The sequence below is a fragment of the Clostridium sp. DL1XJH146 genome (assembly GCF_054819755.1).
This window is the reverse complement of sequence record NZ_JBTVVN010000015.1, coordinates 72,186-85,994: the sequence shown is the minus strand read 5'-3', so window position 1 is coordinate 85,994 and position 13,809 is coordinate 72,186. Positions and strand designations below refer to the sequence as shown.

At 30.6% G+C, this 13,809-nt stretch carries 15 protein-coding genes; all 15 read left to right on the top strand.

Annotated elements, in window-relative coordinates:
* Positions 1 to 409 precede the first annotated feature (409 nt).
* The gene (locus ACVHXK_RS09400) at positions 410 to 901 is read left to right on the top strand and encodes a PglD-related sugar-binding protein (protein WP_461206127.1); all 492 of its coding nucleotides are present in this window, start codon (positions 410 to 412) and stop codon (positions 899 to 901) included.
* A 25-nt stretch (positions 902 to 926) separates the two neighbouring features.
* Positions 927 to 1,550, top strand: a complete 624-nt coding sequence (locus tag ACVHXK_RS09395; protein WP_461206126.1) for a sugar transferase — start codon at positions 927 to 929, stop codon at positions 1,548 to 1,550.
* A complete protein-coding gene (locus tag ACVHXK_RS09390; RefSeq protein ID WP_461206125.1) occupies positions 1,547 to 2,446 on the top strand; it encodes an NAD-dependent epimerase/dehydratase family protein in 900 nt (299 codons plus the stop codon). Before ACVHXK_RS09395 ends, ACVHXK_RS09390 begins: the two co-directional genes overlap by 4 nt.
* The gene (locus tag ACVHXK_RS09385; protein ID WP_461206124.1) at positions 2,443 to 3,567 is read left to right on the top strand and encodes a glycosyltransferase; all 1,125 of its coding nucleotides are present in this window, start codon (positions 2,443 to 2,445) and stop codon (positions 3,565 to 3,567) included. Before ACVHXK_RS09390 ends, ACVHXK_RS09385 begins: the two co-directional genes overlap by 4 nt.
* 6 nt (positions 3,568 to 3,573) lie before the next feature.
* Entirely contained in the window at positions 3,574 to 4,167 is a 594-nt protein-coding gene (locus ACVHXK_RS09380) for a DapH/DapD/GlmU-related protein (RefSeq protein ID WP_461206123.1), read from the top strand.
* Positions 4,168 to 4,184: 17 nt separating this feature from the next.
* Positions 4,185 to 5,024, top strand: coding sequence for a glycosyltransferase family 2 protein (locus ACVHXK_RS09375; protein WP_461206122.1), 840 nt, complete (start codon positions 4,185 to 4,187; stop codon positions 5,022 to 5,024).
* Positions 5,025 to 5,086: 62 nt separating this feature from the next.
* Positions 5,087 to 6,187 (top strand): glycosyltransferase family 1 protein, encoded by a 1,101-nt coding sequence (locus ACVHXK_RS09370; protein ID WP_461206121.1) that lies wholly within the window; start codon positions 5,087 to 5,089, stop codon positions 6,185 to 6,187.
* An 84-nt stretch (positions 6,188 to 6,271) separates the two neighbouring features.
* Positions 6,272 to 7,756, top strand: a complete 1,485-nt coding sequence (locus ACVHXK_RS09365; protein WP_461206120.1) for an O-antigen polymerase — start codon at positions 6,272 to 6,274, stop codon at positions 7,754 to 7,756.
* Positions 7,731 to 8,576, top strand: a complete 846-nt coding sequence (locus ACVHXK_RS09360; protein WP_461206119.1) for a 6-hydroxymethylpterin diphosphokinase MptE-like protein — start codon at positions 7,731 to 7,733, stop codon at positions 8,574 to 8,576. The genes ACVHXK_RS09365 and ACVHXK_RS09360 overlap by 26 nt, the downstream gene beginning before the upstream one ends.
* Entirely contained in the window at positions 8,573 to 9,976 is a 1,404-nt protein-coding gene (locus tag ACVHXK_RS09355) for a lipopolysaccharide biosynthesis protein (RefSeq protein WP_461206118.1), read from the top strand. Before ACVHXK_RS09360 ends, ACVHXK_RS09355 begins: the two co-directional genes overlap by 4 nt.
* A 20-nt stretch (positions 9,977 to 9,996) precedes the next feature.
* Entirely contained in the window at positions 9,997 to 10,647 is a 651-nt protein-coding gene (locus tag ACVHXK_RS09350; protein ID WP_461206117.1) for an acylneuraminate cytidylyltransferase family protein, read from the top strand.
* 20 nt (positions 10,648 to 10,667) lie between these two features.
* A complete protein-coding gene (gene kdsA / locus ACVHXK_RS09345; protein ID WP_461206116.1) occupies positions 10,668 to 11,438 on the top strand; it encodes a 3-deoxy-8-phosphooctulonate synthase in 771 nt (256 codons plus the stop codon).
* Between the two features lie 18 nt (positions 11,439 to 11,456).
* Positions 11,457 to 12,422, top strand: a complete 966-nt coding sequence (locus ACVHXK_RS09340) for a KpsF/GutQ family sugar-phosphate isomerase (RefSeq protein ID WP_461206115.1) — start codon at positions 11,457 to 11,459, stop codon at positions 12,420 to 12,422.
* Positions 12,419 to 12,901 (top strand): KdsC family phosphatase, encoded by a 483-nt coding sequence (locus ACVHXK_RS09335; protein ID WP_461206114.1) that lies wholly within the window; start codon positions 12,419 to 12,421, stop codon positions 12,899 to 12,901. Before ACVHXK_RS09340 ends, ACVHXK_RS09335 begins: the two co-directional genes overlap by 4 nt.
* Before the next feature lies 1 nt (position 12,902).
* A complete protein-coding gene (gene rfbA / locus ACVHXK_RS09330) occupies positions 12,903 to 13,787 on the top strand; it encodes a glucose-1-phosphate thymidylyltransferase RfbA (RefSeq protein WP_461206113.1) in 885 nt (294 codons plus the stop codon).
* Positions 13,788 to 13,809 lie beyond the last annotated feature (22 nt).

Sequence of the window (13,809 nt, the reverse complement as noted above, 5' to 3'; positions counted from 1 at the left end):
AGTTCAAAATGAGAACTAGAGAAAACTGAAGATATTTATATTTGTTCTTAGGACATATTCATGAGGACGTGAGTATGAGGAAGGGATAAATAGAAAGCTGAATCACAAGATGTTGCATAGATGAAAAACAGGACATACTTTTTATTGTATAAATGTAAGTTTTTGGTAGTTGGGTTTTCGAGGTGAGTATGGGGAAAGGATGAATACTCTTAGAAGCCAGTGATAGCAAGGGTTTCACAGGTTGGTGCAAAAGGGCTAATGTTACAGAATGGTTACACGTAGCACCATTCAATCAAGAGAGTGGTTTATGCAAGATGTAGTGTTAGAAATAGTGAGAGATACAAAATGTAGATATAGGAATTAAAGCTCATTATGAGCATTTACATAAAAGATTAGGAGACTTTTCAAAATGAATCTTTTGATAATCGGTGCTGGTGGTCATGGAAAAGTGGTTAAAGAAGCTGCTGAGGCACTTAAGATATATAACAGAATAGATTTTTTGGATGATAACTCAGAATTGGCGATAGGTAGAGTTGATGAGTATGAGAAATTTAGCAACGTCTATCAATATGCTTTTGTAGCGATAGGTAATGCAGAGATTAGGAATGAATTAGTACATAAATTATCAGTACTTTACAGCATACCATCAATTATACATCCCACAGCTTATGTATCTACATCAGTTCAATTAGGTACAGGCTGTTATGTAGGAACTAAATCAGTATTAAATACAAACTCTCACATTAAGGATGGCTGCATTATTGGTATAGGAGCTTTGATAGACCATGATTGTGTGGTTGGTGAGTATTCGTATGTTAATGCTGGAGCTATTGTTAAAGCAGGATGTAGAGTTGATAGATTTAGGAAGATAGATACTGGGGTTGTTTACTCTGACCAATAGACCAACTAAGAAAGGGGTGTAGTATGTGTATTTAAAAATCAAAAGATTAATCGATATCATACTTTCATTATTAGGGTTAATTGTGTTATCGCCATTATTTTTAGTATTAATTATAGCTATTAAATTAGATTCAAAGGGTCCAGTACTCTTCAAACAGAAGAGAGTTGGATTACATAAGAGTCATTTTAATATATTGAAGTTTAGAACCATGAGATGTGATACACCAAAAGATATGCCAACTCATATGCTAGAAAATCCAGCTTGCTTTATTACTAAAGTTGGTAGTTTTTTAAGAAAGACAAGTTTAGATGAATTACCTCAAATGATTAATATCCTAAAGGGTGAGATGAGTATCATTGGGCCAAGACCTGCGCTTTGGAATCAGTATCCACTTATTGCAGAGAGAGATAAGTACGGTGCTAACGATGTACCTGTTGGACTTACTGGATGGGCTCAAATTAATGGTAGAGATGAGTTGCCTATTGAAGTTAAGGCTAAGTTGGATGGGGAGTATGTTGAGAAGATAGGTTTTGGGATGGATGTTAAGTGTTTTTTTGGTTCCTTTAGTGTTGTGCTTAAAAAGAATGGTGTTGTTGAAGGTGGGACTGGAGTTATAGAGACTGGTGATGAGGAGACTATTTCAGGATGAAGAATGTACTTATTACAGGGGCTAATAGCTATATAGGAACAAGTGTTGAAAAGTGGTTATTAAAAGAACCAGATAAATATAAAGTAGATACTGTTGATATGAAAGATGGGGAATGGAAAGAGGAAGATTTTAGTCGATATGATGTTGTTTTTCATGTGGCGGGGATTGCGCATGCAGATGTAGGTAACGTATCAGAAGAAACGAAGGCTCTTTATTATAAAGTAAATAGAGACCTAACAATTCAAACTGCTGAGAAGGCCAAGGCAGAAGGGGTAAAGCAGTTTATTTTTATGAGTAGCATTATTGTCTATGGTGATAGTAGCAGTAGTAAGAGAGTTATTGATAGAAATACAGTTCCGACACCAAGTAATTTCTATGGAAATAGTAAGCTTCAGGCAGAGGAAGGTATTAGAGGACTTGAAAGTGATGAGTTTAAAATTGTTGTTGTAAGACCTCCTATGATTTATGGAAGAGGGTCTAGGGGGAATTATCCTAGACTTGCGAAGTTGGCTCAGAAGGTACCTATGTTTCCTGATATAGATAATGAACGTAGTATGCTTCATATTGATAATCTTTGTGAATTCATTAAGGTCATGATTGATAATGAAGAAACTGGATTGTTTTTTCCACAGAATGCTGAGTATGTCAAGACCAGTGAGTTGGTTAGATTGATTGGTGAAGTGCATGGGAAAAAGATTAAGTTGACTAAGGGTTTTAACTGGCTGATTAGATTCATGTATGGAAAAGTTGGAGTAGTTAGAAAGGTATTTGGCAATTTGGTTTATGAAGGAAGCATTTCTGAGTATAAAGTGGATTATAGAATTAGGGATTTGAGAGAATCGATTATAGCAACTGAAGTTGAAGGAATTACTCAGAAAGTGGGTGTTGAGGCATGAAAGTAGTTATTGTTAATTGCTTTGATACTTACGAAGATAGGATAGACTTACTTCATGATTATTTTAGAAATAGTGGTAATGATGTTACAATAGTTCAATCTGATTTCAGACACTTTAAAAAAGTTAAACGAACTGAAAGGAAACGGGATTTTATATTTGTTGAATCAAAACCATACTATAAAAATATGTCTGTGGCAAGAATGACATCACATTATGATTTTGCAAAGAGAGCATTCCAAGTTGTAGAGGACTTGCATCCAGACTTATTATATGTAATGGTGCCACCAAATTCATTAGCAAAATTTGCTGCTCAATATAAAAAAAAACATGATAATGTAAAGTTGATTTTTGATTTAATAGACCTTTGGCCTGAAACTATGCCGGTTGGAAAAGTTGAAGCTTTACCACCATTTTGTTTTTGGGGGGCAATGAGGAATAACGAGTTAAAATATGCTGATTGTGTTATAACAGAATGCGACTTATATCAGGAAGTACTTAAAAAACATTTAAAAGGTATTAAAGCTGAAACAGTATATTTAGCAAAAAGACAAGTGGAGATCCATAGTCGTCCTGTGTTAAATAAAGATGAAATTCACTTATGTTACCTAGGTTCAATAAACAACATAATTGATATTCCTAAAATAAAGAAACTTATAAATGAAATAAATAAAATTAAGCCTGTAACTTTTCATATCATTGGTGATGGGGAGAGCAAGGATATTTTAATTAATGAGGTAAAGAGCGCAGGTGCGATTTTAGAATATCATGGAAAAATATATGATTACAAAAAGAAACAGGATATATTTGATAAATGCCATTTTGGATTAAATATTATGAAAGATACAGTATGTGTTGGGCTTACTATGAAGTCAATTGATTATTTTCAAGCAGGGCTTCCTATTATAAATAGTATACAAGCAGATACTGCTAATATAGTGGACAAGTTTAAGATAGGTATTAATGTTACAAATGAGAACATAGAAGACGTAGCTACTAAAGTGGTTAGTTTTGATATAGGAGAGCTATTGTCTATGCAAGAAAATACAAAAAAGGTACTTAGTAGTTTATTTTCGGTTGAGGCATTTAATAAAAAATTAAAACATGTAATTAAGGAGCTGTAAGTGACTATGAAAAATGGATACGGCTTAGGTGAAATATTTAAGAATGCAATATCACTTGTTTATACGAGAATATTTTATAAAGGCGCACGTTTAATACGTAGACCGATATATGTTAGAGGTAAAAAGTTTTTGCTCTATGGTGAAGGCTTTACTACAGGATATAGTTGTAGGTTAGAAATGTTTGATACAGGGGTTGATGGATCGAAGAAACTCATAATAGGTAAAAACTGTAAAATTGGTGACTGCGTTCATATTGCAGCAGGTGAGAGAGTTACTATAGGAGACAATTGCTTAATGGCATCAAAAATATATATTAGTGATATTAATCATGGAGATTATTCAGGTGTTTTTGAATATTCATCTCCAGATGTTCCTCCTGATAAGAGACCATTATATACAAAGCCTGTTTCAATAGGAAACAATGTTTGGATTGGAGAAAATGTATGTATTTTATCTGGTGTTAATATCGGTAGCGGTTGTATTATTGGAGCGAATTGTGTGGTTAACAGAGATGTTCTTGATAATTGTATTGTTGCAGGAGTACCGGCTAAAGTAATGAAAAGATATAATGAAGAATTAAAAGAATGGGTGAAAATTTAAGTGAAGAGGTGAATACAATGATTGAAAAAGGAAGTGAAGTAGTTGTATCAGTAGTCATTCCAATGTTTAATAGTGAAAATACTATATTAAATACTCTAAACTCTATAAAGAATCAAACAGCTTTACGCCTAGTAAAAGAAATCATTGTTGTCGATGATGGGTCCACAGATAAATCTTTAAGTGTAGTTAAAGAGTATAAAATAGGTAATAGTGAATTACCTATCATTATAATAGATAAAGAAAACGAAGGGGTTTCTTCAGCTAGGAATGCTGGAATGAAAATTGCTAAAGGGGAATGGATTGCTTTATTAGATTCAGATGATAAATGGCTACCTAATAAAATTGAAACTCAAATTAGGATTATTGAAAAAAATCCTAGTATTGATTTTCTTGGTGGAAATTTGGAGGATAAAAATCTAAAGATATTGTGGAGAAAAACGGATACTCTTTTTAAGGCTAAGATTAAAGATATTTGTCTGAAAATGTTTCCACAGACGTCAACAGCGATTTTTAGAAAGACTATTTTTCAAGAAATTGGGGGGTATGATGAAAATCAAAATTATGCTGAAGATGGGAATTTCTTCATGAAGATTTGTTCAAATTATAATTATTATCATTTAAATAAACGGATGGTTTTCTTTGGTGACGGCAAGCCGGAATTTGGGTTTAGTGGTCTTTCGGCTAATTTGAATAACATGCATAAAGGTAATATAAAGAATATTAATGAATTAAAATCAAACTCAATTATTTCAAAAAAATTCTATCTGTTTTTAAGAGCGTTTTACTGGTTAAAATATGTAAGACGAATAATTGTAACTAAAATTCGTGTTTCTAAATCAAACACTAAATTTTTTTGATTTTTAATATTTATATTTAAATGATAAATAATTAATATTGGATTATAAAGGAGAATGTGATTATGGGAAAAACAAAGCTTTTGTTAATTAAAGGAGCACTTACCGCAGGAGGTATTGATAATTTAATTTTGAGTACACTTGATGAGCTAGACTTCAACAAATTTGAAGTTAGCATTTTGACTTATAATGAAGCTCAACATGATTGGGAAAATAAGTTTGAAAAATTTGATTGTACCTTTTATCGAATTCCAAGAGCAAGAAAAGGCTTGATTAGATTTGTATATAATCAATACAGAATTATGAAAAAGGGTAAATTTGATATTATACACGCTCATACATCGCCAACTGGATTTTTATCTGCAATTGCAGCAAATTTAGCAGGAGTAAAAGTGAGCATTTGTCATTCACACTTTGATAATTATCCTCAGTATAAATTTGCATTGCCTATGATGAGATTTATGTTTAATACGGTTTCTTGCAACTTAGCAGCTTGCTCAGATGGTGCAGGAAAAGCTTTGTATGGCAATAAAAATAAGGGATTTACATTTATAAAAAATGGTATTGATACAAAAAAGTATGCATATAACAAAGAAAAGCGGACTGAAGTTAGAAAAAAACTCAATATTGAGAATAAGTTTGTTGTAGGAAATGTAGCAAGGTTATCTTTGCAAAAAAATCATGTTTTTTTATTAGAAACATTTAAAAAGGTTTTAGAGATTAAACCAGATTCGATTTTAATGTTAGTTGGAGATGGAGAGTTAAGAGAAGAAGTAGAACAAAAGATTTTGGAGCTAAATATAAAAGACAGTGTAATGATGTTAGGAAGTAGGAATGATGTACCAGATTTGTTGCAGGCAATGGATATTTTTGTATTACCTACTTTATTTGAAGGATTGAGCTTAGCACTTCTCGAGGTTCAAAGTTCAGGTCTTTACTGCTTAACATCTGATGTAGTTCCAAAAGAAGTAAAAGTAACAGATAATTTTGAATTTGTTTCGCTTGAAAAAGGATATATGTATTGGGCAGATAGGATTGTGAATAAATCTATAGATACTAATAGAGTTGATAAGTCAGAAGTAGTCAGAAAGAGTGGATTTGGTAAAAAAGAGGCAACAAAAGCTCTAGAAGACTATTATTCTGGTTTATTAAAAAAATCAATCTAGTAATTACAGTTTTATAGATTTGTGAGGATAGTATTATTAGTTGACCCTATATGAAATTTCAATACGTAGGAAAGGATATTTTAGATGCAGACATTAAGAATTAGAAAGATATCATTAGTAATATTTCTATTTGTGATAATAACGAGTATTGTAACAGGCATTAGAGTAGCAATTGATGTTAATAAACCTGATTACTATGAAATTTTATCATTATTACCTATAGCTTTTGGATTAACAAGTTTACTGTTCTTTAATATATATAAAATAATACCGTTTAACTTAGGCGCTAGTTTATTAGTTGGGTTATATTTTATTAGAAATGTAGTTACGATATTAATTATGAGTTTTGGCAATTATTATAGTGTTTTTGTAGTTCAATTTGAAAAAAATATCATTTATTCAGTATTATTGATGATTTATGAAACGGTTATAGTATTTGTAGCTATTCAGTATTACTCAAAGAAATATTCCGATAGGAAAAGAGAAAATATAAAATCTGATAAGGATATAAATTTAAATAAAACAGGTAAAAAACATTTAAAAATTTTTGGTAGTACTATGTTATTTTCAATATTACTCATGGTAATTTCATACATGATTATTCCAGAAATAAAATTAACATTTACAAATATATTTGCTTCAGGTTCAATTATTAATAATATTGGAGAATCTGATTCAATTCTATTAGTAAATAGAGGTGGAGTTAGAAGAATTTTATTCACGATTTTTATTTTTTTATTCAATTTCTATAGAATATTTATACCTGCTATATCTATTTATTTTATAAAAGTTAAAGCTAAAAATAGTAGTTTTGCAATATTTTTGAGCTATTTAATAATAATGAGTCAAATTTTTTTTATCTTCGGACAAACTGTTTATGTTTTTATAGTTATGTCGGTTTTAACTATGTTAATGATGAAATTGTATCCAAGTAAGGTTAAATTAATTAGATTTTCATTAGTTTTATTTATGGTAGTTGGCATTATTGTTATTTTTATATCAAAAATGGAAATTGGTTTTAATTCTAGTTCTAAGGCTACATCTATAGCAATGATGATGCAAGCATATTTTCCGGGGATAGCAAATATAGCAGGTATATTTAACATTGATAATCCAAGTAAAATTTCAACTTTGTTTTATGATTTATATTATATGATTCCTTTTAGAAATTCGATTTTTGGTTTTCAAGGTGAAAGGTTAGTGGAGGTATATAATAATAGTAATAATGTCTATGCACAGATTATTCCTTGTATTGGACAAGCATATTATTATCTGGGTGTTTTTTCTCCAATTATTCCAATTTTATTTGTTAAGCTTACGATGAAATATAGTTGTAAGCTTAGAAAAGAAAATAATATACTAAAATATGTAACATATGCCTTATTATTATTATATTCAGCAACAACCCCGATAACATACAACATAACCATTTTTGGTAGTCAATATTTTAGTATAATTTTGCCTATGTTATTATTGTCTAATTATTCAGGTAGTGACTATAATTTTAGTAATGTAATTATAAATAATAAGAGGAGGCATAAATATGAATGTTTTGCTAGTGAAACTTAATAATTTCATAAAATCAACCAAAGGATTGCATTGGTTGCATAAAATTGGTAAAATAGTTTATTTTAGTGGCTATAAAAATTCTGTTTTTTGGACTATGTCTTATTTACGAAGAAGAGGGTTAGGTGAAAAAGAATATATCCAACTCAAAAAATTTAAAAATATCCATGAAGGACGTTGTTTCATAATTGCAACTGGACCAAGTTTAACTATCGAAGATTTAAATAAATTAAAAAATGAATATACATTTGGAATGAATTCTATATGCAAAGTTTTTCCAGAAACAGGATGGGAAACTACATATTATGGGATTCAAGATAGTCATGTTTACAAAAAGGTAAATAATGATATAGCTAAAATGACAAAGTCAATTATTTTTTATGGTAGTGAGCAGTTTTCTAATTTTGACGAAGTTAGATGTATTCATTATAAGTATCCACAGTATATGTTGAACCATGTTTATACTTTTAAGAGATTGACTGCGGGCTTTAGCACTGATATATTTAAGGCGGTTTATGATGGATATTCTATAACCTATTCTTTAATTCAAATTGCTGTATATATGGGTTTTAAGGAGATTTATTTAATTGGAGCAGATAATAATTACTCAGATAATAAGAAAAAACAACACTTTATTGAATCTGGACACTATGATCCTACATATAAAACTGCTGGTCAACGTATGACGTTTGCTTATAAAGCAGCCCAAAATTTTGTTGAATCATCTGATGTGAAAATATTAAATGCAACACGAGGAGGAATGTTAGAAGTATTTCCACGTGTCGATTTAGATGAAGTTCTAGGATTGAAGGATAACAAATGAGCTTACTAGGAAAACTTTTTGAAAATAAAAATACAAAAGCGGGTTCATTTTATTTAATCGGAAATTTGTTTAATAAAGCTATTGCTTTTTTGACAATACCAATATTTACAAGATTAATGTCAACAGCAGATTATGGAATAGTTAATACATACCTATCTTGGGTTTCTATTTTATCAGTAATAGTTGGACTTTCGTTAGGAAGTTCAATACGTAGTGCATATATAGAGTTTGAAGATGATTTAGACAAATATATTTCATCAATTTTCTTTTTATCAGTGATTAATTTTTTAATATCTTCAGTACTAATAGTATTAATTTCATTTTTATTTATTGAGGAACTTGATGTTACATTAGTTATTTTATGCTTAATTCAGTCGTTTATGACTTTTGTAATAAATAGTATTAGCATAATATATATGATGAGCGTAGATTATATTAAAAGAACACTATTGTTGGCTGTTCCAAATATAATTGTAGCAATTTTGTCAGTTGTTTTTTTGATGAATTTGAATAAGCATAAATATTTTGGACGAATTGTCCCTTATGTTATGGTTACATCAGTAGTTGGTATTTTTTATCTTGTGAAGTATTTTATTAAAGGAAAAGAATTTATCAATAAAAAGTATTGGAAATACGCAATTACTTTATCATTGCCACTTGTTTTTCATGGACTTTCAGTAAATATATTGGCAACATCAGATAGAACGATGATAACTGCATTTTTCAGTGCTTCAGAAACAGGCATATATAGTTTAGTATATAGCTTGAGTATGATAGCTACAGTTGTAACAACATCCATGGAAAGTGTTTGGATACCTTGGTTCACAAAAAAAATGCAAAATGAAGAGCGTAATATAATTAATAGAAATGTAAAATTATATATTGAGATTGTAATGATTTTAATGATTGGAATACTTATGATAGGTCCCGAAATTTTAGTTGTAATGGCGCCAGAGGAATATTGGAGTGGAAAAATTATAATTCCACCTGTGTTACTTGCATCATTTTTTATATTTTTGTATTCTATATCAGTCGACATGGAGTATTATTATAAGTCAACAAAAATTATTGCGACAAATACTATTATTGCAGCATCTATAAATCTAGGACTTAATTTTATATTTATACCACTATATGGAGCTATAGCAGCAGCTTTTACAACAGTAATAGCATATGCAGTTTCATTTGGAATACATTATAAAGCTGCAAGAAAATTGGATAATAAACTGTTTCCATTCAAAGTCTATGTTAGACCAATTTTGATAATGGTTATAGCTGTATCTATTTCTTATATATTAATGGAGTATGGACTTATTAGATGGATAATAGTTGTAGTTGGGTTTGGCTTGTATGCATTGATTTCACATAAAAATCATAGATTTTCGGTTTTATTAAAGTAGATTAGAAAGAGAGGTTCATTATGAAGAAGAAAGTTGTAGCGTTTGTACCAATAAAGCTTAATAGTCAAAGGTTACCTAAAAAAAACATTTTACCTGTTGATGACAAACCAATGTGTTGGCATATTGTGAATAGTCTTTTAAACGTAGATGGGATAGATGAAACTTATGTTTATTGTAGTGATGAAACTGTGAAGAAGTATGTACCAGAACAAACTGTTTTTCTTAAAAGAGATGCTAGATTAGATGGAGATTTAGTGAAAGGATTTGAAATCTATGAATCATTTATTAATAAAATAGAAGCTGATATCTATATATTAGCTCATACAACATCTCCTTTCATCAAAAGTGAAACTATTGATAATGCTTTAAATATAATGTTAACTGAAGGATATGATTCTGCTTTTTCAGCAGAAAAAATACAGACTTTTGCATGGTATCAAGGATCTCCTATTAACTATGATTTAAATGATGTGCCAAGAACTCAGGATATGGATCCTATTTATATAGAAACAAGTGCGTTTTTTATGTTTGAAAAAGAGATATTTACAAAGCATCGCAGAAGAATAGGATTTAATCCGTATATACAGGAAGTTGATAGTGTTGAAGCGGTAGATATAGATACAAAAGAGGATTATGATTTTGCGTTAAAATTAATTCAGAATAATAAATAATAATTAGGAAGGTGTAAATTATGTTTACTTTAATTGCAGGCCCTTGTGTAATAGAAAATGAAGAATTGGTTATGCAGGTAGCAAAAGAAATAAAGAATATAACAGATGAGTTAGGTATTGAATATTATTTTAAAGCGTCTTTTGATAAAGCGAATAGAACATCAATCCATTCATACAGAGGTCCAGGCCTTGAGGAAGGATTACGAATACTTAAAAAGGTTAAAGATACATATGGATTAAAAATAGTAACCGATATACACGAACCATATCAAGCTGATCCAGTATCAAAGGTTGCTGATATTATTCAAATTCCAGCTTTTCTTTGCCGTCAGACAGATTTACTTGTTGCAGCTGCTAAAACAGGCAAATTAATCAATGTGAAAAAAGCTCAATTTTTAGCACCTTGGGATATGAAAAACGTTGTTAATAAATTAGAAGAAAGCGGAAATAAAAATATAATGCTTTGTGAGAGGGGTACAACTTTCGGCTATAATACCTTAGTTGTTGACATGACTGCCTTAATAGAAATGAAGAAATTTGGTTATCCTGTAATATTTGATGCTACGCACAGTGTTCAAAAACCAGGAGGAAAAGGAAATACGACTGGTGGAAATAGAGAATATGTTGAATATTTAGCTAAAGCTGCTTTAGCTGTTGGTGCAGATGGTCTTTTTATGGAGGTTCATCCTGATCCTGATAATGCTAAATCTGATGGTCCTAATATGGTTCCACTAAGTGAATTGAAAAATATCTTAGAAAAATTGATTAAGGTTTATAACGCAGTGCAATAAAATGGAGGTGAATGTATTATGGATTATTTAAATGAAGCAAAACGCGTTTTTGATATAGAAATTGATGCTTTGATTAAAGTAAGAGATAATTTAGATGATAATTTTATTCAAATAATAAAAGCAACATCTGAATGTAAAGGAAAGGTCATTATCACTGGTATGGGTAAGCCTGGTCATATAGCTCGTAAAATGGCGGCTACTATGGCAAGTTTAGGAACACCAGCTTTCTTTCTCCATCCAGCAGAAGCTCTTCATGGTGATTTGGGCATGATAGGAAAAAATGATGTTGTGATTGCGATAAGTTTTAGTGGAGAAAGTGAAGAAATAACCCGAATGCTTAGTAATATAAAAGCTATAGGAGCAAAATTGATTGGTATTTCTGGAAATGTAGATTCTACATTAATAAAGCACAGTGATTACACACAGGTTTTCCCAGAGTTTAAAGAAGCATGTTATTTGGGGTTAGCACCTACATCAAGTACTACTGTAGCATTAGTTTATGGAGATGCTTTAGCGGTTGTAGCATCAAAAATTTATGGATTTAATGAAAATAATTATGGGCTATATCATCCTGCAGGTTCTTTAGGTAAAAAATTATTCATTAAAGTTAAGGATGTAATGGCAGCAGGAGAAAATAATGCCGTTATTGATTCAGGAGTAACCTTGAAAAATGCAATTATTGAGATGGGCAAAAAAGGATTAGGAATTATTAATATTATTAACAAAGATAATAGATTACTAGGAGTAGTAACCGATGGTGATTTACGACGTCAACTTGAAAATGGAGTCGATGTATATGGATTAATTGCTGATGAAATAATGACTAAAACCCCTACAATCATAAATGAGGAAAGTATGGCAATTGAAGCTTTACAAATCTTAAAAGAGAAAAATATTTCAAGTGCACCTGTTGTTGATAAAAATGAAAGAATCGTTGGGACAATTAGGTTACGTGATATTTTAAATAAAGGAATAGTTCTATGATGATAAAAATGGTTGTTTTAGATGTTGATGGAACTCTAACTGATGGTAAAATTTATATTGGTTCTCACGGTGAAATAATGAAAGCTTTTAATGTTAAAGACGGGCTAGGTATTAAAAAAATTCAAACTAAAGGAATAGTTCCAGTTATTATAACAGGACGCAATTCAAAGATAGTAACTGAGCGGGCGCAAGAGCTTGACATAAAAGAAGTTCATCAAGGTGTACATGATAAAGTAGAAAAATTGAAACAAATCATTGAGAAATACGGTTGTGAGTTTAATGAAATTGCTTACATTGGTGATGATGAAAATGATTTAGAATGTATGAAATTATGTGGTATCAAGGGGTGCCCAGCTGATGCCGAAGGTGTTGTGAAAAAAAATGCTGATTTTGTATGTAAAAAAGATGGCGGAAATGGAGCAGTTAGGGAGTTTATTGAGTATTTGCTGTTAGATATAACGAAGATAGAGGGTGAATAGAATGAAAGGAATAATATTAGCAGGTGGATCAGGTACACGTCTTTATCCATTAACAATGATAACAAGCAAGCAATTATTACCAGTTTATGATAAGCCAATGATATATTATCCGTTATCTACGCTTATGTTAGCAGGAATTCGAGATATTTTAATTATTTCAACACCACAAGATTTGCCGAATTTTGAAAAGTTATTAGGAGATGGTAATCAATATGGTATGAGATTATCATATAAAGAACAACCATCACCAGATGGACTTGCTCAGGCTTTTATTCTTGGTGAAGATTTTATAGAAGATGATTCGTGTGCAATGGTGTTGGGAGATAATATTTTCTACGGTAATGGTTTTACATCAATGCTAAGAGAAGCAACAGAGAATGCAAAAAACGGTAAAGCAAGTATTTTTGGATATTATGTAAATGATCCAGAAAGATTTGGAATAGTAGAGTTTGATGACAATGGTAAAGTAATATCTGTTGAAGAAAAACCGCAAAATCCAAAATCAAATTATTGCATTACTGGATTATATTTTTATGACAAGCGTGTTGTTGAGTATGCAAAGAAAGTTAAACCTTCAGAAAGAGGAGAACTTGAAATTACAGATTTAAATAGAATGTATCTTGAAGATGAAACTCTTAATGTACAGCTTTTAGGAAGAGGTTATGCTTGGTTAGATACAGGGACTATGGATAGCTTAGTTGAAGCGGCAGATTATGTTCAAATGATAGAGAAAAGACAAGGGATAAAAATTTCGGCTCCAGAAGAGATAGCTTTTATAAATAAATGGATTGATAAAGAAACTATTCTAAAATCAGCTGAACGATATGGAAAGTCTCCTTACGGAGAACACTTGAAAAGGGTTGCTGAAGGCAAAATCAGATATTAATGTTTAAGGAGTAGTGAATATT